Source organism: Rhizobacter sp. Root1238 (assembly GCF_001425825.1).
Classification (GTDB): Bacteria; Pseudomonadota; Gammaproteobacteria; order Burkholderiales; family Burkholderiaceae_C; genus Rhizobacter.
Window position 1 is genome coordinate 106,162 of the sequence record NZ_LMDM01000009.1, and the last position, 23,973, is coordinate 130,134.

Sequence of the window (23,973 nt, forward strand, 5' to 3'; positions counted from 1 at the left end):
GGAATCTGGCCTGGCGTCAGAACCAAGCGTCGTTCATGGAACGGCAAGTATCGTCGCGCGACTCGACCACGTTCAACCAGGCGGGAACTTTGGGCAGTTCGTAGCGGAAGAAGAAGCGGGCGGCGGCGAGCTTGCCGTGCAGCAACGCATCCCCACCCTGCTCCCGCCCGGGCTGCTCCAGCCGCTGCTGCGCGCAGATCGCCACGTCCAGCCACACCCACGCCAGCACCGTGTGCCCGAAGGCCTGCAGGTAGGGCGTCGCATTCGCGAGCGCCTCTTCCGGCACGCCGGTGGCCCAGGCGGCCCTGGTGGCGTTGCCCAGCGCCTTCAGCGCGCCAGCAAGTGCATTGGCGTGCTCGGCCAGCGCCGGCAACATCAAGGCGCGCTGCAGCGTCGCATTGACCTTGGTGGCCAGCAGCATCAGGCCCTTGCCGCCGTCCATCACGACCTTGCGGCCGAGCAGGTCCAGCGCCTGGATGCCGTGGGTGCCTTCGTGGATCATGTTCAGGCGGTTGTCGCGCCAGTACTGCTCGACCGGGTAGTCGCGGGTGTAGCCGTAGCCGCCGAGCACCTGGATCGCGAGGCTGTTGGCCTCCAGGCACCATTCGCTGGGCCAGCTCTTCGCGATCGGCGTCAGCATCTCCAGCAGCAGCGCGGCTTCGGCCGCAGCCTCGGGCGGCGCGGTGTGCTGTTCGTCGACGAGGCGAGCGCAGTACAGCTCCAGCGCGAGCGCGCCTTCGCAATAGCTCTTCTGTGCGAGCAGCATGCGTTTCACATCGGCGTGCTGGATGATCGGCACCTGTGGTCGGGTCGCATCCTTGCCGCCCGGCCCGATCGGCCGGCCTTGCGGACGGCCGCGCGCGTAGTCCAGGCTCGCTTCGTAGCCGGCGTAGCCGAGCATCGTCGCGCCGAGCCCGACGCCGATGCGCGCCTCGTTCATCATGTGGAACATGCAGCGCAGCCCGTCGCCGGGCTGCCCGACGAGGTAGCCGATAGCGCCAGCCGACCCGCGCACCGGAAACTTGCCCTCGCCGAAGTTCAGCAACGTGTTCGGAATGCCGCGGTAGCCGAGCTTGTGGTTGAGCCCGGCGAGCGCCACGTCATTGCGTTCGCCGGTCAGGCGCCCGTCGCCATCGACCATCTTCTTCGGCACGACGAACAGCGAGATGCCGCGCGTGCCGGGCACCAGCGCGCCGTCGGGTCCGGGGATCTTCGCGAGCACCAGGTGGACGATGTTCTCGGCCAGCTCGTGCTCGCCGTTCGAGATCCACATCTTGTTGCCGCGCAGCCGGTAGCGGGGACCGAGCGGGTCGCCCGCGGCGTCGGGACCATCGGGCGTGGCGCGGGTGACGATGTCCGACAAGCTCGACCCGGCCTGCGGCTCGCTGAGGCACATGGTGCCGAAGAAGCGCCCGGAGAACTCGTTCTTCGCGAACACTTCCTTCTGCAACGCGGTGCCATGCGCCATCAGCAGGTTGGCATTGCCGCTGGTCAGCATGCCGCCGCCGCCCATGCCGATGCCGCCTTTCGCGAAGAAGCCGTTGGCCGCCATCTCGATGACGCAGGGCAGCTGCATGCCGCCGATCTCGTAGTCTTGCGCCGCCGCGAGCATGCCGGATTCGACATAGGCCCGCGAGGCCTCGTGCGTGGCTTGCGGCTGGATCACCCGCTCGCCATCGAAGCGCGGCTCTTCGGTGTCGGTGATGCGGTTGAACGGCGCAAACTTCTCGCGGGCGATGCGCTCGCAGGTGTCGAGCACGGCATCGAAGGTGTCGCGCGAGTGGTCGGCGAAGCGGCTGCGATTCTTCAGCGTGTCGGCCTGGAGCCAGTCGTACAGCAGGAAGTCCAGTGTTTGGCGCATGGGTCTGGGTCCTTGTGCGTGGTGATATCGGCGCGGCGCGGCGTGGCGGGTGGCGGGAGGGGCTGGGGACTCATGCCGGGGCGGTCGGCCCTGGCGGGCCGACTCCACGAGAAGGGCAGTGCTTGCGGGTGCATCGCCAAACTCCCTCCGCTCACTTCGTTCGCTGTGGTCAAACAGTGGCGATGAGTCAGTCCACGAAGCGTGCTGCGCACGCCACCCGCAAGCACTGCCCTTCTCGTCGCCCCAGAAATCGTCCCCAGCCCCTCCCGCCACCCGCCACGCCACGCAGAACCACCCGCTGGTGTTTGGGGGAAAAGACTGAAGTGACCGACGGGCGTTCGTGCGCTCGCGTGCTCTGTCCATCATTTGTTCGCTTGTCACCGCCCAAGTACCAGGGCGGTGGCCGAAGGCGCGGGTGGGGAGGCTGTGGCGCGCCAATAAGGAGGGGGCGCCGGAGCTGGCTGGCTTCGTGGCCCGCGTGCGCAGCACGCTTCGTGAACTGACTGTCGCCGACTGTTTGACCACAAATAAGGAGGGGGCGCCGGAGCTGGCTGGCTTCGTGGCCCGCGTGCGCAGCACGCTTCGTGAACTGACTGTCGCCGACTGTTTGACCACAACGAACGAAGTGAGTGCAGGGAGTTTCGGCGACGGGCCGCGAAGCCAGCCAGCGGAGGGAAGTCATCGGCCCCCCAGGGGCCGATGACCGCCCCCGACGGCGCGCCACAGCCTCCCCACCCGCGCCTTTGCTCACAGCACCTCGAACACGCCGGCAGCCCCCATCCCACCACCGATGCACATCGTGACGCAAACCCGCTTGGCACCCCGACGCTTCCCCTCGATCAACGCATGGCCGGTGAGCCGCTGGCCACTGACGCCATAGGGATGTCCAACGGCGATGGCCCCACCGTTGACGTTCAGCCGATCCATCGGAATCCCCAGCGTGTCCGCGCAGTACAGCACCTGCACCGCGAACGCCTCGTTCAGTTCCCACAGGTCGATGTCCTGCACCGTGAGCCCGAGCCGCTTCAGCACCTTCGGCACCGCGAACACCGGCCCGATGCCCATTTCGTCGGGCTCGCAGCCCGCCACCGCGAAGCCGAGGAAGCGACCCAGCGGCTTCAGCCCGCGCTGCTGCGCCAGTGCCTCGCTCATCACGACGCAGGCGCCCGCACCGTCGCTGAACTGGCTTGCGTTGCCCGCCGCGATCAGCCCGCCCGGCAGCGCCGGCTTGATGCCCGAGATGCCTTCGACCGTCGTCCCGTAGCGCAACCCTTCGTCGACGCTGATCGTCACTTCCTTGCTGCGCAGCCCCATCACCGGATCGGCCACGCCCGCGATCACCGTCATCGGCACGATCTCATCCTTGAACTTGCCGGCATCCTGCGCCGCACAGGCCTTCTGCTGGCTCGCCGCGCCGTACGCGTCCATCCGGTCGCGGCCGATCTTGTAGCGCTTGGCCACCTGCTCGGCCGTCTGCAGCATGCTCCAGTAGATCTCCGGCTTGTGCTCGCGCAGCCAGGGGTCGGCGATCATGTGCGTGTTGGCCTCGTTCTGCACGCACGAGATGCTCTCGACGCCGCCGGCCACATACACGTCGCCCTCGCCGGCCACGATGCGCTGCGCGGCCATCGCGATCGTCTGCAGCCCGCTCGAACAGAAGCGGTTCACCGTCACGCCACTCGTCGTCACCGGCAGGCCGGCGCGCAACGCGATCTGGCGCGCGATGTTGCTGCCGGTCGCGCCTTCGGGCGTCGCGCAGCCCATGATCACGTCGTCGACCTCGGCGGCGTCGATGCCGGCGCGCTCGACCGCGGCCTTCACCGCGTGCCCGCCCAGCGTCGCGCCGTGCGTCATGTTGAAGGCGCCCTTCCAGCTCTTGGCCAGCGGCGTGCGGGCGGTGGAAACGATCACTGCAGTCGTCATGATGGTCTTCCGGTTGTCGGTGCGGATGAGGTTCAGGAGAAGGTCTTGCCTTCGGCCGCCAGGCGCGCCAGCAGCGGCGCCGGCTGCCAGAACGCGGCGTCGTCGTGCGGGTTCTTCGCGAAGCGGCGCATGCTCGCGACCACGTTGAACAGGCCGACGGTGTCGGCATAGCACATCGGCCCGCCGCGGTGCAGCGGGAAGCCGTAGCCGGTCAGGTACACCATGTCGATGTCGCTCGCGCGCAGCGCAATGCCCTCTTCGACGATCTTCGCGCCCTCGTTGACCAGCGCATAGACCAGCCGGTGCACGATCTCGTCGTCGCCGATCTTGCGCGGCACGATGCCCAGCTCGGCGCGGTGCTTCTCGATCATGCCGTCGACCAGCGCGCTCGGGATCGCGTCGCGCTTGCCCGGCAGGTAGTCGTACCAACCGGCGCCGGTCTTCTGGCCGAAGCGGCCCATCTCGCACAGCAGGTCGGCGGTCTTGCTGTAGCGCAGGTCCGGCTTCTCCAGGTACCGGCGCTTGCGGATGTACCAGCCCACGTCGTTGCCGGCCAGGTCGCCCATGCGGAACGGGCCCATCGCGAAGCCGAACTTCTCGACCGCCTTGTCAACCTGCTGCGGCGTGCAGCCTTCTTCCAGCAGGAAGCCGGCCTGGCGCGAGTACTGCTCGATCATCCGGTTGCCGATGAAGCCGTCGCACACGCCCGACACCACGCAGGTCTTCCTGATCTTCTTGCCGAGCGCCATCACGGTGGCCAGCACGTCCTTCGCGGTCTTCTCGCCGCGCACCACCTCCAGCAGCTTCATCACGTTGGCCGGGCTGAAGAAGTGCGTGCCGATCACGTCCTGCGGGCGCTTCGTGAAGGCCGCGATCTTGTTCACGTCGAGCGTCGAGGTGTTGCTCGCGAGGATCGCGCCGGGCTTCATCACCTCGTCGAGCGTCTTGAACACCTGCTCCTTCACGCCGATGTCCTCGAACACCGCCTCGATCACCATGTCGGCGTCCTTCAGGTCGGCATAGTTCAGCGTGGTGCTCAGCAAGGCCATGCGCGCATCGAGCTTGTCCTGCTTCAGCTTGCCCTTCTTGACCTGCGCGTCGTAGTTCTTGCGGATGATCGCGACGCCCTTGTCCAGCGCCTCCTGCTTCATCTCGAGGATCACCACCGGGATGCCGGCGTTCAGGAAGTTCATCGCGATGCCGCCGCCCATCGTGCCGGCGCCGATCACCGCGAGCTTCTTCACGTCGCGCACCGGCGTGTCGGCCGGCACGTCGGGGATCTTGCTGGTGGCGCGCTCGGCGACGAAGGCATGGCGCAGCGCGCGGCTCTCGGGCGTCATCATCAGCGCGATGAAGGCCTCGCGCTCCTGCTTCATGCCGTCGTCGAACTTCTTGTAGACCGACGCCGCCACCGTCTCGACGCACTGCAGCGGCGCCGGGAAGTTGCGCGACATCGCACCGACGGTGTTGCGGGCGAACTGGAAGAAGGCGTCGGGGTTCGGGTGCTCGGCCTTCAGGTGGCGCACCAGCGGCAGCGGGCCGCCTTTGCCAATTCGGTCGGCCACTTCCGTCGCGAACGCCACCGCGCCGGCCAGCAGGTCGCCGTCGATCATCTTGTCGAACAGCTTCTGGCCGGGCGCCATCGCGAGCAGCTCGCTCTTGACCGGCTCGCCGCTGACGATCATGTTCAGTGCGTTCTCGACGCCGATCACGCGCGACAGCCGCTGCGTGCCGCCGGCGCCGGGCACCAGGCCCAGCTTCACTTCCGGCAGCGCGACCTGCGTGCCGGGTGCCGCCACGCGGTAGTGACAGCCCAGCGAGAGTTCGAGCCCGCCGCCCATGCACACCGTGTGGATCGCCGCAACCACCGGCTTCGTGCAGGCCTCGACCGCGAGGATCACGCTCAGCAGGTTCGGCTCCTGCAGCGCCTTCGGCGAGCCGAACTCGCGGATGTCGGCACCGCCCGAGAAGGCCTTGCCGGCGCCGGTGATCACGATGGCCTTGACCTTGTCGTCGGCCTGGGCCTTGTCGAGCCCGTCGGTGATGCCCTTGCGGGTGTCGTAGCCGAGCCCGTTGACCGGCGGGTTGTCCAGCGTGATCACGGCAACCGGGCCGCGAAGTTCGTAGGTGGCGCTCATGCGGTGTTCTCCGGGTGGAATAGAACGATCGTTCGATTCTAGGAAGGAATCGTGGCGGCGTGGTGTCTCGTCAGCGACAAAGGCGCGCAGCCCGGGTGTTGCCTCGGGGATCCCGGATTGGCATCCGGGCTACACCTCCAGCCACTCCTTGCGAATATAGGCGTTCGACTTCAGCTCGGCAGGACTGCCCTCGAACACGATCCTGCCATGCCCCATCACGAAGCAGCGCTGCGAGATCTCCAGCGCGATGGTCAGCTTCTGCTCGACCAGCAGCACCGACACGCCGCGCCGCTTCAGCTCGTTCAGGTACTGCGCGACCTGCTCGACGATCTTCGGCGCGAGGCCTTCGGTCGGCTCGTCGATCATGATCAGGTCCGGGTCGCCCATCAGCGTGCGGCACAGCGTCAGCATCTGCTGCTCGCCGCCCGACAGCACGCCCGCTTCGGTGTGCTGCCGCTCCTTCAGCCGCGGGAACATCGCGTACATGTCGTCGAAGGACCAGCGCGGCTTCGGCCGGCCGCGCTTCTCGCCGAGCAGCAGGTTCTGGTGCACCGTCAGCTTCGGGAAGATGTCGCGGTTCTCCGGCACGTAGCCGATGCCCTGGTGCGCGATCTCGAAGGCCTTCAGCCCGAGCAGCTCGCGCTCGCGAAAGCGCACCGAGCCCTTCCCGTCGACCAGGCCCATGATCGCCTTCACCGTGGTCGAGCGCCCCGAGCCGTTGCGCCCGAGCAGGCTGACGATCTCGCCCGGCTTCACGTCCAGCGTCACGCCGTGCAGCACATGGCTCTTGCCGTAGAACGCATGCAGGTTGTCGAGTTTCAGCATCGCGTCAGGCTCCATGCGCTTTTTCGTGAGCCACCAGGACGGAACCCAGGTACGCCTCCTGCACCTTCGCATTCGCCCGCACCGCTTCCGGCACGTCGAACGCGATCACCTCGCCATACACCAGCACCGCGATCTTGTCGGCCAGGCCGAACACCACGCCCATGTCGTGCTCCACCGTCAGCAGCGTCTTGCCCACCGTCACCTCGCGGATCAGCTGGATGAAGCGCGTCGTCTCGCTCTTGCTCATGCCGGCGGTCGGCTCGTCGAGCAGCACCACGCTGGCGCCGCCGGCGATCGTGATGCCGATCTCCAGCGCGCGCTGCTCGGCATAGGTCAGGTTCATCGCCAGCACGTCGCGCTTCTTGTCGAGCCTGATCATGCGCAGCACCTCGTCGGCCCGGTCGTTCGCGTCGCGCAGGTCGGCCAGGAACTTCCAGAAGGCGTAGCGGTAGCCCATGGACCACAGCACCGCGCAGCGGATGTTCTCGAACACCGACAGCCGCACGAACAGGTTCGACACCTGGAAGCTGCGCGCGAGGCCCATGCGGTTGATCTCGTAGGGCTTGCGGCCGGCGATCGACGCGCCGTTCAGCCGGATGTCGCCGGTGCTGACGCCGAAGCGCCCGCTGATCAGGTTGAACAGCGTCGACTTGCCGGCACCGTTCGGGCCGATGATCGCGACCCGCTCGCCCGGCTTCACCTGCAGCGTCGCGCCGCGGATGATCTCGGTCTTGCCGAAGCTCTTGCGGACGTCGTTCAGTTCAAGTGCGTAGGGGCTCGCGTTCACAGCGCCTCCCTCCGCTTGATTTCCTTTTCGATGTCCTGCTGGGTCTCGTCCCACTGCCGCTTGAACTCGCGCCGGGCCACCTCGAACATCGCGATGCCGATCGCCATCACGAAGACCGCGCCGAACCAGCTGTCCAGGCCCTGCACGTTCAGCGTGCCGCCCATGAAGCGCAGCGTCGGGCCGAGCGCCGAATTGAGCTGCAGGTGGTAGATCATCTCGACGATCGCCGCCGCACCGGCCAGCGCCACCGCGCCGGTGCCGCCCAGCGCCAGGTACGAGGACGCGAGCCGGCGCAGCTTGCCGAAGCCGGCCACGCGCAGGTTCATCATGATCAGGCTCGAGATGCCGCCGGGCGCGAACATCACCATGAACATGAACACCAGCCCGAGGTAGATCTGCCAGGCCTTCGTGATCTCGGAGAACATCACGAACGCGAGCACCAGCAGCACCGCGCCGATGATCGGCCCGAAGAAGAAGAACGCGCCGCCGAGGAAGGTGAACAGCAGGTAGCTGCCGGAGCGGAAGCCGCCGACCGAATCGGCGGTGACGATCTCGAAGTTCAGCGCGGTCAGCCCGCCGCCGATGCCGGCGAAGAAACCGGCGATGACGAACGCCAGGTAGCGCACCACCTGCGTGTTGTAGCCGACGAACTCGACGCGCTCCGGGTTGTCGCGCACCGCGTTCAGCATGCGGCCGAACGGCGTGCGCGTCAGCGCATACAGCGCCGCGGTGCAGACGAAGCAGTAGACCGCGATCAGGTAGTAGACCTGCACCTGCGGGCCGAAGGTGATGCCCAGCACCGCCTTGCCGGCCACGCGGTTCGAGCTGACGCCGCCCTCGCCGCCGAAGAACTCGGGGAACATCAGCGCCATCGCGGCGACCAGCTCGCCGACGCCGAGCGTGATCATCGCGAAGGTGTTGGCCGATTTCTTCGTCGTGACCCAGCCGAGCAGCGCCGCGACGCCGGCGCCGGCCAGCCCGCCGACCAGCGGCACCAGGCTCATCGGCAGCGGCAGCCGCCCGGCGCCGATCATGTTCATCGCGTGGACCGCGAAGAACGCGCCCAGCCCCACGTACACCGCATGCCCGAAGCTCAGCATGCCGCCCTGGCCGAGCAGCAGGTTGTAGCTCAGGCAGATGATGATCATGTAGCCCATCTGCGACAGCATCGTCATCGCGAGGCCGCTGGTGAACAGCATCGGCGCGACGATCAGCAGCAGCGCGAACACGCCCCAGATCACCCAGCGGCCGACGTTCCACGGCCGGAAATGGATGCGTCGGCCGCGCGCTTCGAGGCCGGCGCCTGGGTCGGCAGCCGGCACGGCGGGTTTCAGCACGGCACTCATCCTTCGCGCGTCCCCATCAGGCCCTTCGGGCGGAAGATCAGCATCAGCACCAGCAGCAGGTACGGCAGGATCGGCGCCACCTGCGAGATCTTCAGCTTCAGCAGCGGGTAGCCGAAGCTCTCGGGCGTGATCGCGACGCCGGCCCACTGCAGCGCGCCGAGCGCCGACTGGTCGAGCGCGACCGCGAAGGTCTGGATCAGCCCGATCAGCAGCGACGCGACGAACGCACCGGCCAGCGAGCCCATTCCGCCGACCACCACGACGACGAAGATGATCGGCCCGACCGCGCCGGCCATCGTCGGCTCGGTCACGTAGGCATTGCCGCCGATCACGCCGGCCAGGCCGGCCAGCGCCGCGCCGCCGCCGAACACCCCCATGAACACCAGCGGCACGTTGTGGCCGAGCGACTCGACCATCTCGGGGTGGGTCAGCGCGCCCTGGATCACCAGCCCGATGCGGGTGCGCGACAGCAGCAGCCACACCGACACCAGCATCAGCAGCGCGACGGCCATCATGAACGCGCGGTACATCGGGAACTGCGTGCCGTACAGCGTGAACAGCGGGCCGTCGAGGATCGCCGGCACCCGGTAGTCGACCGCCGAGCGGCCCCAGGTCAGCTGCACCAGCTCGAGGATCACGAACGACAGCCCGAAGGTGATCAGCAGCTCGGCCACGTGGCCGAAGCGGTGCACCCGGCGCAGGCAGAAGCGCTCGAACAGCGCACCGACCACGCCGGTCAGCAGCGGCGCGACCACCAGCGACGGCCAGAAGCCGACGAACAGCGTCGTGGTGTACGCGAAATAGGCGCCCAGCATGTAGAAGCTCGCATGGGCGAAATTGAGCACGCCCATCATGCTGAAGATCAGCGTGAGGCCGGAACTCAGCATGAACAGCAGCAGGCCGTAGCTGATGCCGTTCAGCAGCGAGGTGGTGAAGAACTCCATGGATGCGTCAACAAAAATCCCGCGGCGACCGGGTGGTCGACCGCGGGATTGTCAGTGGATGGGGTTCAAGCTCCAGGACGCTTCATCTGGCACGACGTCGGCGTGCTCGACACGTAGGGCTCGTAGAACTTGTCCGGCACGAAGGTGTAGCCGGTGCCCTCGACGTTGTACTTGTTCTTCGCGTCGACCTTGCGCCAGGTGCTCAGGTACAGGCCCTGCTGCATCTGGTGGTCGGAGGCGCGCATCGTGATGTCGCCGCTGAAGCCCTTCACCGTCAGGCCTTCCATCGCGGCCGCCACCTTCACCGGATCGGTGCTCTTCGCCTTGGCCATCGCGGCCGGCAGCATCGTGAAGATGTTGTAGATGTCGGTGGTGAAGAAGTCTTCCTTGAACTTCTTGTTGAACTCGTCCCCGACGTTGGCGACGTCGCCAGGAATGTTGTGGTGGGAGTAGGCGATCATCTTGACCTTGCCCTCGCCGGCCGCGCCGATCGCGGTGGGCGTGCCGATCACCGCGGCGTAGTAGGTGTAGAAGGTGACGTCCAGCCCGGCGTCCTTCGCGGCCTTGATCAGCAGCGTCAGGTCCTGGCTCCAGTTGCCGGTGATCACGGTGTCGGCGCCGCTCTGCTTGATCTTCGCGACGTAGGGCGAGAAGTCCTTCACCTGGCCGAGCGGCGTCAGGTCGTCGCCGACGATCTGGATGTCGGGGCGCTTGCGGGCCAGCGTCTCCTTCGCGAACTTCGAGACCTGCTGGCCGTGCGAGTAGTTCTGGTTGATCAGGTAGACCTTCTTGATGGACGGCTGGTCCTTCATGTAGGTCGTCATCGCCTCCATCTTCATCGAGGTGTCGGCGTCGAAGCGGAAGTGCCAGTAGTTGCACTTGCTGTTGGTCAGGTCCGGGTCGACCGCGGAGTGGTTCAGGAACACGATTTCCTTGCCCGGGTTGCGCTCGTTGTGCTTGGACACCGCATCGATGATGGCCGCCGCCGCGCCCGAGCCGTTGCCCTGCGTCACGTAGCGGAAGCCCTGGTCGATCGCCGCCTTCAGCACGTTCAGGCTTTCCTGCGGCGAGGCCTTGTTGTCGAAGCCGACCACCTCGTAGGTGACGCCGGCCGGGTTCTTCTTGCCGCTGATGCGCTCGGCCATGAACTGGAAGCTCTTCAGCTGGTTCGCCCCCAGGCTCGCGAACGGCCCGGACAGCGGGTCGATCCACGCGATCTTCACCGTCTCGCCGGATTGCGCGAAGGCGATTCCGGCATGCAGCGAGAAGGCCGCAGCCACTGACAGACCGAACAGCTTCCGGGTGAATTCCATGGGAACCTCGCGAGTTGATTGCGACAACGGCGAACGGTAATGGAAGCGGGTAGGCGACTGTTTGAGGGACTACCCGACACACGTTGTCACGGGCGGGACAGGACCGGACGAGCCGCAGCCCGGATGCCGATCCGGGTGCGGCCTCACGCGCTCGGCAACTTGTGGTCCTTGAACCGCTCGCGCAACTTCAGCTTCAGCATCTTGCCGGTCGCCGTGTGCGGGATCTCGTCGACGAAGGCCACGTCGTCCGGAATCTGCCATTTCGCGATGCGCCCTTCGAAGAAACCGAGCAACTCCCGCGCTTCGAGCGCGACGCCGGGCTTGCGCACCACCACCAGCAGCGGCCGCTCGTCCCATTTCGGGTGCGCGCAGGCGATGACGGCCGCCTCGTGCACCCCGGGGTGGCCCATCGCGATGTTCTCCAGCTCGATCGAGCTGATCCATTCGCCGCCGGACTTGATGACGTCCTTGCTGCGGTCGGTGATCTGCATGAAGCCGTCAGGGTTGATCGTCGCGACGTCGCCGGTCGGGAACCACGACACGCCGTCGACCTCGACCAGCGGCGACCCGCTGCGTCCGAAATAGCTGTCGATGACCCACGGCCCGCGCACGACCAGGTTGCCGGACGAGACGCCGTCCCACGGCAGCGGGCGCTCGTCGTCGCCGAGGATCTGCATGTCGACGCCATAGATCACGCGGCCCTGGGTTTCAAGCAGTTTGTGGCGCTGCGCGTCGTCCAGCCCGGCATGCTTGGCCTTCAGCTTCGCCAGCGTGCCGAGCGGCGACATCTCGGTCATGCCCCAGGCGTGGATCACCTCGACCCCGTGCTCCTCTTCGAGCGCCCGCATCATCGACGGCGGGCAGGCCGAGCCGCCGATCACCGTGCGGCGGAAGCTGCTGAACTTCAGGCCGTTCTGCCTGACGTGGTTGAGCAGCCCGAGCCAGACGGTCGGCACGCCGGCGCTGAAGGTGACCTGCTCGGCCTCGAACAGCTCGTACAGCGACTTGCCGTCCAGATGCGGCCCCGGCAGCACCAGCTTCGCGCCGACCAGCGCGCCGGCATACGGCAACCCCCAGGCGTTGACGTGGAACATCGGCACCACCGGCAGGATCACGTCGGCGGACGAGCAGCCCATCGCATCCGGCAGCGCCGCCCCCATCGCGTGCAGCAGCGTCGAGCGGTGGCTGTAGACCGCCCCCTTCGGGTCGCCGGTGGTGCCGGAGGTGTAGCAGATGCTGGACGCGGTGTTCTCGTCGAACTGCGGCCAGGCGTAGGCGCCGTCCTCGGCCTCGACCAGCTCGTCGTAGCAGGCCAGGTTCGGGATCGGGCTCGACGCCGGCATGTGCGCGCGGTCGGTCATCAGCACGAAGTGCTTCACCTGCGACAACTGCGGCGCGAGCTTCTCGACCAGTGGCAGGAAGCCGAGGTCGAAGCACAGCACCCGGTCTTCGGCGTCGTTCGCGATCCACGCGATCTGCTCGGGAAACAGCCGCGGGTTGATGGTGTGGCATACCAGGCCGGAGCCGGAGCTGCCGTAGTAGATCTCCAGGTGGCGGTAGCCGTTCCAGGCCAGCGTCGCGACCCGGTCGCCGCTCTCGCAGCCCAGCCGCGCCAGCGCCTGAGCCAGCTGGCGCGAGCGCAGCTCAAGGGCCTTCCAGGTGGTGCGGTGGATGTCGCCCTCGCAGCGCTTCGAGACGATCTCGGTGTCGGCCGCATGCCGCGCGGCATGCACGATCAGCGACGAGATCAGCAAGGGCATCTGCATCATCTGGCCCATCAGGCGTGACATGGACTTCTCCCGACGTGAAAACGTTTGTCTTTGGCGCAGGAATGATAGGAAGGCCACGCCCCGAGCCGGCTGGCTGTTTACCCGCATTCGACACGGCAGCGGAGCACCTGAAGGCTTGACAATTCGTATCCGAATGGATACTGTCAATGATGTTCTCGATCCAGCTCACGGAAGAATTCCAGGACTGGCTGGACGCCCTCTCTGATCGCCGTGGGCAAGCGCGCATCGCGGCCAGGCTTCGGCAGGCGGAATCCGGCAACCTGGGCGATTGGAAGGCAGTGGGCGACGAGGTCTTCGAGATGCGCGTCGATTGCGGCCCGGGTTACCGTCTTTACTTCGCCCGCAGCGGAAAGATCGTGATCGTCATCCTCGCCGGAGGCGACAAGTCAACACAGGCACGAGACATTCAGCGCGCAAAACGCATCTTGAACCAACTGGAGTTGTAGCCATGAGCCCCACGAAGAAGCTTGGCAAGCTGGTTCCCTTCGACGCGGCCCGGTATCTCACCGATGACGCAGCGGTGGCCGAGTACCTGACGGCCATCCTGGAGGCCGACGATACCGATCTGCTGCTGCTGGCGCTCGCCGACGTGGCGCGTGCCCGCGGTATGGCTCAGGTCGCCAAGGACTCGGGCTTGGGGCGCGAAAGCCTGTACAAGGCGTTGACCCCCGGCGCCAAACCGCGCTTCGACACCATTCTGCGGGTCACGCGAGCGTTGGGCGTGCGATTGACAGCGCAAACCGCCTGACAGCCGCCCGTGAAAGCGTACGGCGACGCCCTTATCCACCCTGTCGGGTCGGGGCAGAAGCGGTCGTTAAACTTTCCGCCAATGAGTGCCCTGCCCGTTTCAACGCCTGCTGCGTCCCCGACCTTTCTCACGCCGCTGCTCGCTGGCCGCTGGCTGAACCGCTTCGCCACGCTCGGCAGCGAGTTCTTCACCGAACTGCCGCCGCAGGGCCTGCCCGACCCGCACTGGGTCGCCTGGAGCGCCGACTGCGCGCGGCTGCTCGGCCTGCCGGGCGAGCCGCCGTCCGATCCACGCTCGCTGGCCGCCCTCAGCGGCAACCTGGGCGAAGCGCCGCTGCGGCCGCTGGCCAGCGTCTACAGCGGCCACCAGTTCGGCGTCTGGGCCGGCCAGCTCGGCGACGGCCGCGCGCTGTGGCTGGGCGAACTGCAGACGCCGTCCGGGCCGATGGAGATCCAGCTGAAGGGCGCCGGCCTGACGCCCTATTCCCGCATGGGCGACGGCCGCGCGGTGCTGCGTTCGTCGATCCGCGAGTTCCTGGCCTCCGAGGCGATGCACGCGCTCGGCGTGCCGACGACGCGCGCGCTGAGCATCACCGGCTCGGCGCTGCCGGTGCGGCGCGAAGAGGTCGAGACTGCCGCGGTCGTCACGCGGGTCGCGCCATCGTTCATCCGCTTCGGTCACTTCGAGCATTTCGCGCACACCGAGCCGAACACCGACGCGCTGCGCCGGCTGGTCGATTTCACGATCGACATCGGCTACCCCGAATGTCGCGGTGCGGCGCAGCCGGCCGTCGCGCTGCTCGACGCGGTGGCGCGGCGCACCGCGCGGCTGATGGCCGACTGGCAGGCCGTCGGCTTCTGCCACGGCGTGATGAACACCGACAACATGTCGATCCTCGGGCTGACGATCGACTACGGCCCGTATGGCTTCCTCGACGCCTTCGACCCCGGCCACGTCTGCAACCACTCCGACCACCAGGGCCGCTACGCCTATGCGCGCCAGCCGAACGTCGCGTTCTGGAACCTGCACGCGCTGGCGCAGGCGCTGCTGCCGCTGATCGACGACCAGCAGGCCGCGCTCGACGCGCTGGAGCCCTACAAGACCGAATTCGCGGCGACGCTCGATGCGCGCATGGCCGCGAAGCTGGGGCTGGCGACCGTGCAGGACGGCGACCGCGCACTGGCCGAGGGCCTGCTGCAGCGCATGGCCGCCGACCGCGCCGATTTCAGCATCGCCTTCCGCCGGCTGGCCGGCTTCGACAGCCGCGACGGCGCCGCCAACGATGCGCTGCGCGACCTCTTCATCGACCGCGAGGCCTTCGACGCCTGGGCACGGAACTATGCGGCGCGGCTGCGCTCCGAAGGCAGCGTCGATGCCGAACGCGCCTTGCGGATGAACCGGGTCAACCCCAAGTACGTGCTTCGCAACCACATGGCCGACACCGCGATCCGCGCGGCCCGGGGTGGAGATTTCAGCAAGGTGCAGCGGCTGCTGAAAGTTCTGTCGGCGCCCTTCGACGAACAGCCGGAGCACGCGGCGTATGCCGATTTCCCGCCCGACTGGGCGCAACACATCGAGGTGTCCTGTTCATCATGAGTGCGAACGACCACGACCACCGCCAGGACGACGGTACGCCCTACACCGTCACGAAGACCGACGCCGAATGGCGCACCCAGCTGAGCCCGATGCAGTACGAGGTGGCGCGCCACGCGGCCACCGAGCGCGCGTTCACCGGCAAGTACTGGGACCATTTCAAGGCTGGCCACTACGACTGCATCGGCTGCGGCACGCCGCTGTTCGCATCCGACACCAAGTTCGACGCCGGCTGCGGCTGGCCGAGCTACTGGGAGCCGATCAACAGCGAAGTGATCGAGCGCGTGGTCGACCGCAGCCACGGCATGGTGCGGGTCGAGGTGCGCTGCAACAACTGCGGCTCGCACCTCGGCCACGTCTTCGAGGACGGCCCGGAACCGACCGGCGAGCGCTTCTGCATCAACTCGGCAGCGATAGACTTCGCCCCCAAGCCGTGACCGCGGCCCCGTGACCGTTGCAACTGCCGACTGCGCCCCTGATGACCCTGCTGCTCGATTTCCTCCCGCTGCTGCTGTTCTTCGGCACCTTCAAGTTCGCCGATTCCAACAAGGACGCCGCCGCGGCCTTCGCGAGCGAGCATTTCGGTTTCCTGGTCTCGGGCGGCAGCGTCGGCCCGAACGAGGCCGCGGTGCTGCTGGCCACGCTGGTGGTGATCGCCGCCACCTTGCTGCAGGTGGTCACGCTGAAGCTGCTGCGCCGCAAGGTGCACACGATGCTGTGGGTCACGCTGGCGCTGGTGGTGGTGCTGGGCGGCGCGACGATCTGGTTCCACAACGCCACCTTCATCATGTGGAAGCCCAGCGTGCTGTACTGGGTGATGGGCCTGGCCTTCTGGTTCAGCCAGAGCGTGCTCGGCAAGAACATCCCGCAGAAGCTGATGGGCGAGCAGCTGGTGCTGCCGGCCGCCATCTGGCAACGCCTGAATTTCGCATGGGTCGCATTCTTCGGGCTGATGGGCTTGTTGAATCTTTACGTGGCTTACAGCTTCACGCAGTCGACCTGGGCCACCTTCAAGGTGTTCGGCGCGACCGGGCTGATGCTGGTCTTCGTGCTGGGCCAGGGCTTCTACCTGAGCCGCCACCTGCCCGATGAAGACAAGCCCGCGCCGCCGGCCGACCCCCTCAAGGAACCGACGCAGGAGCGAGGCTGAGCATGGCCGTCAGCTCGCACGAGATCGAGGCCGCGCTGCGTGAAGCGCTGCAGCCCGACAGCCTCGCGATCACCGACGACAGCCACCTGCATGCCGGCCATGCGGGGGCCCGCGAAGGCCGGCATTTCAGCGTGCAGGTGGTCAGCGCGCAGTTCAACGATCTGTCACGTCTGAAGCGGCACCGCCTCGTATATGATGCCCTTCGAACCTTGATTCCGCGCGGCATCCACGCCCTGGCCATCGAGGCCCGCGCGCCGGGTGAACGCTGATCCGAAGACATCGCTGATCCAACAACGTCGGTGACCTTCCCCGGTCCCACGGCAGCACCCACCCGATCCGCGCGGTATTCCCCCTTCGTCCCCGTTCGCATCCATGCGATTCCCCGTTGAAAGGCCATAAGCCCATGAAGAAGTCGACCCTTGCCCGCCACGCTTCGCTGCTGGTGATCAGTGCTGCCCTGTTCGTGCCGGCGGCGATGGCCCAGAACGTGGCGATCGTCAACGGCAAGCCCGTGCCGAAGTCGCGCGTCGAAGCGCTGCTCGCGCAGGCGACCCGCCCCGGCCAGCAAGGCAGCCAGCCGCGCACCGCCGAACTGGAAGCGCAGGTGCGCGACGAAGTCGTGCTGCGCGAGATGTTCATGCAGGAAGCCGAGAAGCGCGGCCTGACCGGCAGCGCCGACTACAAGCAGCAACTCGAACTGGCGCGCCAGAGCATCCTGATCCGCGAGCTGTTCAACGACTACCAGAAGAAGAACCCGGTGCTCGATGCCGACGTCCAGGCCGAGTACGAGAAGTTCAAGGCGCAGGCGAGCGGCACCGAATACCACGCCCGCCACATCCTGGTCGAGAAGGAAGAAGACGCGAAGGCCCTGATCGCGCAGATCAAGGGCGGCGCGAAGTTCGAAGACCTCGCGAAGAAGAACTCGAAGGACCCGGGATCGGGCGAGAACGGCGGCGACCTCGACTGGGCCAACCCCGGTTCGTACGTGCCCGAGTTCTCGCAGGCGATGATCAAGCTGAAGAAGGGCGAGATGACCCCCGAGCCGGTGAAGACGCAGTTCGGCTACCACATCATCAAGCTCGAGGACACGCGCGACGCGCAGTTCCCGCCGCTCGAAGAAGTGAAGCCGCAGATCCTGCAGCGCCTGGGCCAGCAGAAGCTCGCCAAGTTCCGCGACGAGATCCGCGCGAAGGCCAAGACCGACTACAAGTTCTCGACCGCGAACTGAGCTCGCCGGATTGAATGAACGGGGCGCCTTCGGGCGCCCTTTTTCATGGCCGCCCGGTCAGCAGCTCACGCCGCCTCGGCCACCACCAGCCGCCCCGCCTCGATGTGCAGCTGCCGGTCGCAGCGCGCCGCGATGCTGCGGTCGTGCGTGACCAGCACCAGCGTCGTGCCCGATTCGCGGTTCAGCTCGAACATCAGCTCCATCACCTTCTCGCCGGTCGCGAAATCGAGGCTGCCGGTGGGCTCGTCGGCCAGCAGCACCGCCGGCTTCACGACGAAGGCGCGCGCCAGCGCGACGCGCTGCTGCTCGCCGCCCGACAGCACCTTCGGGTAGTGCGACAGCCGCTCGCCGAGGCCCACGCGGCGCAGCATCTCGGTGGCCAGCGCGCGCGCATCGTTGCGGCCCTGCAGCTCGAGCGGCAGCATCACGTTCTCGAGCGCGTTCAGGTTGCCGAGCAGCTGGAAGCTCTGGAACACGAAGCCGAGCTGCGCGGCCCGGACCGCGGCGCGGGCATCCTCGCCGAGCGCAAAAAGATCGTGGCCGGCCAGGCGAACCGTTCCGGTGCTCGGCGTGTCCAAGCCCGCGATGATCGACAGCAAGGTGCTCTTGCCCGAGCCGGACGCACCGACGATGGCCGCCGACTGGCGCGCGGCGAGCGCGAAGTCGATCTCGTGGAGAATGGTCAGCACACCGGTCGAGTCCTGCACCTGCTTGGTGACGCGCTCGACGGAAATGATGGATTCGGACATGAATGCTTCTGCAGGTAGACGGCTCACGCGACGCGCGTTGCTGGTTCACTGTACCTTGCTTGCCGCGGCCGGCGCGCTGCCGGGGGCTCGCGCTGCCGCGCCGCGCCGCGTGCTGGTGCTGGGCGACAGCCTGTCGGCCGAGTACGGGCTGCAGCGCGGCGAGGGCTGGGTCGCGCTGCTCGGCGAGCGGCTCGCGCGCGACAAGATCGCCGCCAGCGTCGTCAACGCCAGCATCAGCGGCGACACCACCTCCGGCGGCCGCTCGCGCCTGCCGGCGCTGCTGAAGCAGCACCAGCCGGGTGTCGTCGTGATCGAACTCGGCGGCAACGATGCACTGCGCGGCCTGCCGCTCTCGATGACGCGCGACAACCTGCTCGCGATGGTGCGCGCGGCCAAGCAGGCCGGCGCCAAGGTGCTGGTGGTCGGCATGCAGGTGCCGCCGAACTACGGCCGCCAGTACGGTGCCGATTTCGCGGCGCTGTTCGCGCAGGTGGCCAAGACCGAGGACACCGGCCTCGTGCCGTTCCTGCTGAAGGGCGTGGCCGATTCGCCGCAGGCCGACGCGATGTTCCAGCCCGATCGCATCCACCCGATCGCGAAGGCCCACCCGACGATGCTCGACAACGTCTGGGCGGGCCTCAAGCCGCTGCTGGGCTGAACGGCGGCGGACTGCCGCCGTTCGTCAGCGGTTGTTCTCGCGCTCGTTGCGGCGCTCCGGCCGGTCCTGGCGCTCCTGCCGTTCCTGCCGCTGCTCGACGCGCGGCTGCTCCTGGCGCGGTTGCACTTGCTGCGGCGGGCGCACCTCGGGCATGCGCTGCGGCTGCGGCTGCGGCTGCGGGTGCGGTTGCGGTTGCGGTTGCGGTTGCGGTTGCGGCGCTTGCGGTTGCGGCTGCGGTTGAGGACGCTGCGGGGCCTGCGGCTGCGCGGGCTGTTGCACCTGCGGGGGGCTCGGACGCTGCACCTGCGGCGCCGCCGGCTGCTGCTGCTGCGGCACCGGGCGCGGCTGCAGCTGCGGCTGGCCGCCCACCGGCGCCGGTCGCTCGAAGCGCTCGCCACGCGGGTTGCCGCGCGACTCGCCGTTCTGGTTCACCGGCATCGGATGGCGGCGGTCGGGCGTGTTCACCGTCGGTGCCGGCGGCTGGGCCGCATTCGCGACCGGCGGGCGGTTGCCATCGGGCCGCTCGGCGTTGTCGGGCACGTCGCGGCCCGGGCGCGGGCGCGGCGTCAAGCCGGGCTGCTGCGGTTGCTGCGGCTGTTGCACCGCCACCGGTGCCTGCGGCTGCTGCCCCGGCGCGTTGGGCCGTTCCGGACGGCCCCAGCCGCCTTCGCCGCGGCCGTTGTTGTCGCCGCGGCCATTGCCATCGCCTCGACCGCCGTTGTTGACAGGAACATTGGGTTCGACGCGACCGAGGCTGTCGCCCCGGCCACCGTTGTTCTCGCGGCGCCCCGGCGGCGGTGGCACCGGCTGCTGCGGGTTCGGCGCGAAACTGATGCGCCCGGTGCGCGGATCTTCGACCCGCCGCCCACCGCCCTCGCCCCGTGCCGGCATCGGCATCGGCACCGGCGCATCGACGCGCGGCCGCTCGCGGCCCATGTCGCGCAGCACGCGGTCGTTGACGCGGGTCATCGCCGGCGCCACCGGCTGGCGGCGTTCCATCACCACGGCCGGCACCACCGTCACCGCATGCGGCATGCCGCGGTTGACGTAGTGCGTCTGCTGCACCACCGCGCCCGGGCTGTTGATGATGTTCGTGACGTTGGTGATGTTGGTCACGTGGGTCACGTTGACGTTGCGGATGTAGCGCGGGCTGACGCGATAGCCCGGCACGTAGACCTCGCGCGGAGCGAGCGGGAACCAGCCGACCGACGGCGAGTTGCCGACCGAGATCGACAGGCTCAGGTTCGGCCCGCCCACCCAGGCCACCAACGCCGGTGCGTACACCGGGCGCGCGATGTAGGTGCCCGGCGTCCAGCACCAGGCGCTGCGGTGCCACACCCAGCGGCCGTAGTGGAACGGCGCGAAGCCCCACGGCGCGTCGTCGACCCAGGTCCAGCCCCACGGATTGACCCAGGCCCAGTGGCCCATGCGGTACGGCGCCCAGTCCGGCGCGACGTTGCGCGGGATCCAGATCGCGCCGTAGTCGGGGCTCTGTTCCCAGCGGCCGTAGCGGTCCAGGTCTTCGACGCCGGTCATCTCGGGCGAGACATAGCGGGTCGAGACGCTGCGCTCCTCGCGCTGGTCGAGCGAGGCCACCCAGTCGGAGAACGGGTCGCGCACCGGATCGGTGATGCTGTACTGCGTCGGCGCGTCGGGCTTGTCGCGCCAGAACTCGGCGCGCTGGTTCGGCATCACCGTCAACGCGGTGCGGTCGCCTTCGAACTGCGCCTGTCCGCTCACCACGGTGACCTGGCTGGTGTCGTCGATGCGGTCGAAGCGGTAGCTGCCGGTGCGGTCGGTGCGAAAGCGCCCCTCGCCGGTGGCGATGCCGAATTCATTGGCCGACTCGCGCGTGCGCAGCCGGGCCGACAAGCTGCCGCTCAGCAGCTGCAGGCTCAGGTGGTTGTCGTCGAGCTGCAGCACCTCGACCTCGGTGTTGGCGGCGACGCGCAGCGTGGTCGAGCCGATGCGGATCTCGGCGCGGCCGTCCTTCTCGGTCGACAGCCGGTCGCCGGTGGTGACGGGGCGGTTGCGCGCCGCGGCGATCCATTCGGCGCTCTCGGGGGCATAGACCCAGACGGCGCCGTCGACTTCGGAGAGCCGGCCGACCCGGCCCGGCGGGTCTTCGTCGGCGGCGCGCGCGGGCTGCGCGAACACCGCCATCAGCGAGATCAGCATCAAGCCGACCACCAGGCCCAGCCAGCGCGCGGGCCGGGCGGCCACTGGGGTACCTCCGTGCTGCGCACTCCGGTATTCGCCCTTGGGACGGCCCGGCGGGCTCATGCGGGCGGATGTAGCGTTTCGGGTGCTGTTCGGCACGGCGAGCTCCTCACGTTGCATGGTCACGGTCCGGTGGGACCGTCGGGAACCGACGAGGTTCCTGGCGCACAACGTGTCAGAAGGCTGCGCGGCTGACGACAGAAACCTTTCTTCGCAAAGATTCAGTCATCGTCGTTCGGATCCAGCTCGGGGAACAGCACGCTGGTGAATCCGAACTTGCTGAAGTCCTCGATCCGCGTGGGATAGAGCTTGCCGATCAGGTGGTCGCATTCATGCTGCACGACGCGGGCATGGAAACCCTCGGCCTCGCGGTCGATCAGGTTGCCCTGCGGATCCAGGCCGGTGTAGCGGATGCGCGCGTAGCGCGGCACGACACCGCGCAGCCCCGGCACCGACAGGCAGCCTTCCCAGCCTGCTTCCCGCTCGTCGGACAGCGGCACGATCGTCGGGTTGATCAGCACCGTCTCGGGCACCGCCGGCGCATCGGGATAGCGGGTGTTGTTCTTGAAGCCGAAGATCACCAGCTGCAGGTCGACGCCGATCTGCGGTGCCGCCAGCCCGGCGCCATTGGCATGGTGCATCGTGTCGAACATGTCGTCGATCAGCTGCTGCAGCTCGCGGCTGCCCAGCTGCTCGCGCGGCACCGGCGGCGCCACGCGCAGCAGCCGGGGGTCGCCCATCTTGAGGATCTCGCGCACGGTCATCGGTCAGCATCCTTTGCAGAGTCGTCGCATCGACCGTGCATTGTCGTGAATCGGGTGCAGCCCTGCCGGCGTGTGCTATTTTCGGCGGCCTGCGCGCAACACACCTTCGATGGCCGCCCTCCGCTTCCTCCGCCTTGCCCTGCTCGTCGGGTCGGTCCTGCTGACCCCGCAGCTGTGGCTCGCGCACGCGCTGTCGCACGGGCTGGCGGCCCCGGCCAGTCCTGCCCAGCCGGCAGACCCGGCCGGCAAGGAACGGCAGTCGCAATCCGACAAGGTGTGCGACGCCTGCCTCGCGTTCGCACAGCTCGACGCGGCGGTTCCGGCGCATTTCGACTGGACGGCCTGCGCCGACGCGGCACCGCTGGCCGCGCCGCTGCCTGCCGGTGCCTGGGACGGCGCCACGCCGATCGCCACCCGCGCCCGCGGGCCGCCGACGCCACGCGCCTGATCCGTCTCCGCCGCCGACGCGCGCCCCCCGGGCGCCTGCCGGCGCTCGATCACCCGCAGACCGTCTGCAGGACGCATCCCATGCACCTCCACCGCACCTGGGCCGCCGGCCTGGGCTCCTCGCTGGGCCTGGCCGCCGCGCTGGCCTGGCCCCAGCACGCGCTCGCCGACCCGGCCTCCGATGTCGAGCAGCTGAAGAAAGATATCGCCGACCTGCGCCAGTCCTACGAGGCCCGGCTGCAGGCGATGGAGCAGAAGCTGCTGCAATTGCAGCAGGCCGCGCCGGCCGCCGTGCCGGCCGAGGCACCGCCGCCCGCACCGGCACCGGCCGCTGCCGCAGCCGCCACCTCGGCATCGGCCTTCAACCCGGCGGTCTCGCTGATCCTCAACGGCACCTACGCCAACCTGTCGCAGGACCCGGCGCGCTACCGGCTGCAGGGCTTCATGCCGTCGGGCGGCGAGGTCGGCCCCGGCCGGCGCAGCTTCCAGCTCGGCGAGTCCGAGCTCGGCTTCGCCGCGACCATCGACCCGACCTTCAGCGGCCACCTGACCTTCTCGCTGACTGGCGACGACACCGTCAGCGTCGAAGAGGCGGTCTTCGAGCGCCAGGGCCTGTTCGACGGCGCCACGCTGAAGGGCGGGCGCTTCCTGTCGTCGATCGGCTACCTGAACAGCCAGCATGCGCATGCCTGGGATTTCGTCGATGCGCCGCTGGCCTACCAGGCCTTCTTCGGCGGGCCGCTGAAGACCGACGGGCTGCACCTGCACTGGCTCGCGCCGACCGAGCGCTTCGTCGAGCTCGGCGCCGAAGTCGGCTCCGGCGCGACCTTCCCCGGCAACGACACCGGCCGCAACGGCATCGGCTCGGCCGCGCTGTTCGCCCACCTCGGCGACGACGTCGGCGACAGCGCGAGCTGGCGGGCCGGGCTGTCGGTGTTACGGCAACGCGCGCAGGACTGGCGCTACGAGGACCTCGACGCGAACGGCGACGACCACGGCGCATCGTTCAGCGGCCACAGCACCACCTGGGTGGCGGACGCGATCTACAAATGGGCCCCGGGCGGCAACGCGACGCGCGAGAACCTGAAGCTGCAGGGCGAGTACTTCCGCCGCACCGAAGACGGCACGCTGGCCCAGGGCGCCGCGCTCGGCGGCTACCGCAGCACGCAGAGCGGCTGGTACCTGCAGGCGGTGTATCAGTTCATGCCGCAGTGGCGGGTCGGCGCGCGCTACGACCGGCTCGACGCCGGCCGCCTCGGCATCGGCCTCGTCGACGACGGCACGCTGAATGCGGCCGACCTGCCGGTGCTGCAGCACGCGACGCCGACGCGCAGCACGCTGATGGTCGACTACTCGCTGTCGGAGTTCAGCCGCTTCCGGCTGCAGCTCGCGAACGACCGCAGCCGCGGCGACGCGACCGACCGGCAGCTCTTCCTCCAATACATCATGAGCCTCGGCGCCCATGGTGCCCACTCGTTCTAGGACACCG

Annotated in this window: 22 protein-coding genes; 10 read left to right on the forward strand and 12 right to left on the reverse strand. The window is 68.2% G+C overall.

The features are described 5' to 3' along the window. Positions 1-16: 16 nt before the first annotated feature. The 9 genes from ASC98_RS08865 to ASC98_RS08905 all read right to left on the reverse strand — a co-directional run bounded on the left by ASC98_RS08865 (position 17) and on the right by ASC98_RS08905 (position 12,927). Positions 17-1,861, reverse strand: coding sequence for an acyl-CoA dehydrogenase (locus ASC98_RS08865; RefSeq protein ID WP_056816213.1), 1,845 nt, complete (start codon positions 1,859-1,861; stop codon positions 17-19). 747 nt (positions 1,862-2,608) lie between these two features. Further along, positions 2,609-3,784 (reverse strand): acetyl-CoA C-acyltransferase, encoded by a 1,176-nt coding sequence (locus ASC98_RS08870; RefSeq protein ID WP_056816217.1) that lies wholly within the window; start codon positions 3,782-3,784, stop codon positions 2,609-2,611. 32 nt (positions 3,785-3,816) lie between these two features. Continuing rightward, positions 3,817-5,922 carry a 3-hydroxyacyl-CoA dehydrogenase NAD-binding domain-containing protein gene (locus ASC98_RS08875; RefSeq protein WP_056816219.1) on the reverse strand — a complete coding sequence of 702 codons (2,106 nt, stop codon included), beginning with the start codon at positions 5,920-5,922 and terminating at the stop codon, positions 3,817-3,819. Positions 5,923-6,051: 129 nt separating this feature from the next. Then, positions 6,052-6,747, reverse strand: a complete 696-nt coding sequence (locus ASC98_RS08880) for an ABC transporter ATP-binding protein (protein WP_056816222.1) — start codon at positions 6,745-6,747, stop codon at positions 6,052-6,054. Between the two features lie 4 nt (positions 6,748-6,751). Continuing rightward, the gene (locus tag ASC98_RS08885; RefSeq protein ID WP_056816225.1) at positions 6,752-7,534 is read right to left on the reverse strand and encodes an ABC transporter ATP-binding protein; all 783 of its coding nucleotides are present in this window, start codon (positions 7,532-7,534) and stop codon (positions 6,752-6,754) included. Next, positions 7,531-8,880 (reverse strand): branched-chain amino acid ABC transporter permease, encoded by a 1,350-nt coding sequence (locus ASC98_RS08890; RefSeq protein ID WP_082541566.1) that lies wholly within the window; start codon positions 8,878-8,880, stop codon positions 7,531-7,533. Before ASC98_RS08890 ends, ASC98_RS08885 begins: the two co-directional genes overlap by 4 nt. After that, the gene (locus ASC98_RS08895; protein ID WP_056816228.1) at positions 8,877-9,824 is read right to left on the reverse strand and encodes a branched-chain amino acid ABC transporter permease; all 948 of its coding nucleotides are present in this window, start codon (positions 9,822-9,824) and stop codon (positions 8,877-8,879) included. The genes ASC98_RS08890 and ASC98_RS08895 overlap by 4 nt, the downstream gene beginning before the upstream one ends. Before the next feature lie 65 nt (positions 9,825-9,889). Then, a complete protein-coding gene (locus tag ASC98_RS08900) occupies positions 9,890-11,137 on the reverse strand; it encodes a branched-chain amino acid ABC transporter substrate-binding protein (protein WP_056816230.1) in 1,248 nt (415 codons plus the stop codon). Between the two features lie 143 nt (positions 11,138-11,280). Next, positions 11,281-12,927 (reverse strand): 3-(methylthio)propionyl-CoA ligase, encoded by a 1,647-nt coding sequence (locus tag ASC98_RS08905; RefSeq protein ID WP_157597651.1) that lies wholly within the window; start codon positions 12,925-12,927, stop codon positions 11,281-11,283. A gap of 149 nt (positions 12,928-13,076) precedes the next feature. On the opposite strand from ASC98_RS08905, the gene ASC98_RS08910 reads away from it, so the two are divergent. From ASC98_RS08910 to ASC98_RS08940, 7 genes are all read left to right on the forward strand, one after another. Then, entirely contained in the window at positions 13,077-13,373 is a 297-nt protein-coding gene (locus ASC98_RS08910; RefSeq protein WP_056816743.1) for a type II toxin-antitoxin system RelE/ParE family toxin, read from the forward strand. 2 nt (positions 13,374-13,375) lie between these two features. Further along, positions 13,376-13,675 (forward strand): addiction module antidote protein, encoded by a 300-nt coding sequence (locus ASC98_RS08915; RefSeq protein WP_056816233.1) that lies wholly within the window; start codon positions 13,376-13,378, stop codon positions 13,673-13,675. An 81-nt stretch (positions 13,676-13,756) separates the two neighbouring features. After that, positions 13,757-15,271 (forward strand): YdiU family protein, encoded by a 1,515-nt coding sequence (locus tag ASC98_RS08920; RefSeq protein ID WP_056816235.1) that lies wholly within the window; start codon positions 13,757-13,759, stop codon positions 15,269-15,271. After that, the gene (gene msrB / locus ASC98_RS08925; RefSeq protein ID WP_056816238.1) at positions 15,268-15,705 is read left to right on the forward strand and encodes a peptide-methionine (R)-S-oxide reductase MsrB; all 438 of its coding nucleotides are present in this window, start codon (positions 15,268-15,270) and stop codon (positions 15,703-15,705) included. The genes ASC98_RS08920 and msrB overlap by 4 nt, the downstream gene beginning before the upstream one ends. Before the next feature lie 41 nt (positions 15,706-15,746). After that, positions 15,747-16,418, forward strand: coding sequence for a septation protein A (locus tag ASC98_RS08930; protein WP_056816241.1), 672 nt, complete (start codon positions 15,747-15,749; stop codon positions 16,416-16,418). 2 nt (positions 16,419-16,420) lie between these two features. Then, on the forward strand, positions 16,421-16,687 hold the full coding sequence (locus tag ASC98_RS08935) for a BolA family transcriptional regulator (protein ID WP_056816244.1): 267 nt from the start codon (positions 16,421-16,423) through the stop codon (positions 16,685-16,687). A gap of 134 nt (positions 16,688-16,821) precedes the next feature. Further along, a complete protein-coding gene (locus ASC98_RS08940) occupies positions 16,822-17,646 on the forward strand; it encodes a peptidylprolyl isomerase (RefSeq protein ID WP_056816245.1) in 825 nt (274 codons plus the stop codon). Positions 17,647-17,711: 65 nt separating this feature from the next. Here ASC98_RS08940 and ASC98_RS08945 read toward each other — a convergent pair whose 3' ends face one another. Further along, a complete protein-coding gene (locus ASC98_RS08945) occupies positions 17,712-18,395 on the reverse strand; it encodes an ABC transporter ATP-binding protein (RefSeq protein WP_056816248.1) in 684 nt (227 codons plus the stop codon). Between ASC98_RS08945 and ASC98_RS08950 the strand changes: the two genes are divergently transcribed. Then, a complete protein-coding gene (locus tag ASC98_RS08950; protein WP_235581213.1) occupies positions 18,394-19,053 on the forward strand; it encodes an arylesterase in 660 nt (219 codons plus the stop codon). The genes ASC98_RS08945 and ASC98_RS08950 overlap by 2 nt on opposite strands. A gap of 24 nt (positions 19,054-19,077) precedes the next feature. On the opposite strand, the gene ASC98_RS08955 is transcribed toward ASC98_RS08950, so the two are convergent. Together ASC98_RS08955 and def are read right to left on the reverse strand one after the other, a co-directional pair. Further along, complete coding sequence (locus ASC98_RS08955) at positions 19,078-21,276, reverse strand: DUF6600 domain-containing protein (protein WP_056816250.1); 2,199 nt, start codon at positions 21,274-21,276, stop codon at positions 19,078-19,080. Positions 21,277-21,494: 218 nt separating this feature from the next. After that, on the reverse strand, positions 21,495-22,037 hold the full coding sequence (gene def, locus ASC98_RS08960; RefSeq protein ID WP_056816252.1) for a peptide deformylase: 543 nt from the start codon (positions 22,035-22,037) through the stop codon (positions 21,495-21,497). Between the two features lie 109 nt (positions 22,038-22,146). Between def and ASC98_RS08965 the strand changes: the two genes are divergently transcribed. Both ASC98_RS08965 and ASC98_RS08970 read left to right on the forward strand, forming a co-directional pair. Further along, on the forward strand, positions 22,147-22,485 hold the full coding sequence (locus tag ASC98_RS08965) for a hypothetical protein (RefSeq protein ID WP_056816254.1): 339 nt from the start codon (positions 22,147-22,149) through the stop codon (positions 22,483-22,485). Positions 22,486-22,565: 80 nt separating this feature from the next. Then, positions 22,566-23,966 (forward strand): hypothetical protein, encoded by a 1,401-nt coding sequence (locus ASC98_RS08970; RefSeq protein ID WP_056816257.1) that lies wholly within the window; start codon positions 22,566-22,568, stop codon positions 23,964-23,966. Positions 23,967-23,973 lie beyond the last annotated feature (7 nt).

Coding starts and splice junctions, on each gene's coding strand:
- ASC98_RS08865 (WP_056816213.1), bottom strand. CDS start 1,861: ATGCGCCAAACACTGGACTTCCTGCTGTACGACTGGCTCCAGGCCGAC.
- ASC98_RS08870 (WP_056816217.1), bottom strand. CDS start 3,784: ATGACGACTGCAGTGATCGTTTCCACCGCCCGCACGCCGCTGGCCAAG.
- ASC98_RS08875 (WP_056816219.1), bottom strand. CDS start 5,922: ATGAGCGCCACCTACGAACTTCGCGGCCCGGTTGCCGTGATCACGCTG.
- ASC98_RS08880 (WP_056816222.1), bottom strand. CDS start 6,747: ATGCTGAAACTCGACAACCTGCATGCGTTCTACGGCAAGAGCCATGTG.
- ASC98_RS08890 (WP_082541566.1), bottom strand. CDS start 8,880: ATGAGTGCCGTGCTGAAACCCGCCGTGCCGGCTGCCGACCCAGGCGCC.
- ASC98_RS08895 (WP_056816228.1), bottom strand. CDS start 9,824: ATGGAGTTCTTCACCACCTCGCTGCTGAACGGCATCAGCTACGGCCTG.
- ASC98_RS08900 (WP_056816230.1), bottom strand. CDS start 11,137: ATGGAATTCACCCGGAAGCTGTTCGGTCTGTCAGTGGCTGCGGCCTTC.
- ASC98_RS08905 (WP_157597651.1), bottom strand. CDS start 12,927: ATGTCACGCCTGATGGGCCAGATGATGCAGATGCCCTTGCTGATCTCG.
- ASC98_RS08910 (WP_056816743.1), top strand. CDS start 13,077: ATGTTCTCGATCCAGCTCACGGAAGAATTCCAGGACTGGCTGGACGCC.
- ASC98_RS08915 (WP_056816233.1), top strand. CDS start 13,376: ATGAGCCCCACGAAGAAGCTTGGCAAGCTGGTTCCCTTCGACGCGGCC.
- ASC98_RS08920 (WP_056816235.1), top strand. CDS start 13,757: ATGAGTGCCCTGCCCGTTTCAACGCCTGCTGCGTCCCCGACCTTTCTC.
- msrB (WP_056816238.1), top strand. CDS start 15,268: ATGAGTGCGAACGACCACGACCACCGCCAGGACGACGGTACGCCCTAC.
- ASC98_RS08930 (WP_056816241.1), top strand. CDS start 15,747: ATGACCCTGCTGCTCGATTTCCTCCCGCTGCTGCTGTTCTTCGGCACC.
- ASC98_RS08935 (WP_056816244.1), top strand. CDS start 16,421: ATGGCCGTCAGCTCGCACGAGATCGAGGCCGCGCTGCGTGAAGCGCTG.
- ASC98_RS08940 (WP_056816245.1), top strand. CDS start 16,822: ATGAAGAAGTCGACCCTTGCCCGCCACGCTTCGCTGCTGGTGATCAGT.
- ASC98_RS08950 (WP_235581213.1), top strand. CDS start 18,394: ATGAATGCTTCTGCAGGTAGACGGCTCACGCGACGCGCGTTGCTGGTT.
- ASC98_RS08945 (WP_056816248.1), bottom strand. CDS start 18,395: ATGTCCGAATCCATCATTTCCGTCGAGCGCGTCACCAAGCAGGTGCAG.
- def (WP_056816252.1), bottom strand. CDS start 22,037: ATGACCGTGCGCGAGATCCTCAAGATGGGCGACCCCCGGCTGCTGCGC.
- ASC98_RS08965 (WP_056816254.1), top strand. CDS start 22,147: ATGGCCGCCCTCCGCTTCCTCCGCCTTGCCCTGCTCGTCGGGTCGGTC.
- ASC98_RS08970 (WP_056816257.1), top strand. CDS start 22,566: ATGCACCTCCACCGCACCTGGGCCGCCGGCCTGGGCTCCTCGCTGGGC.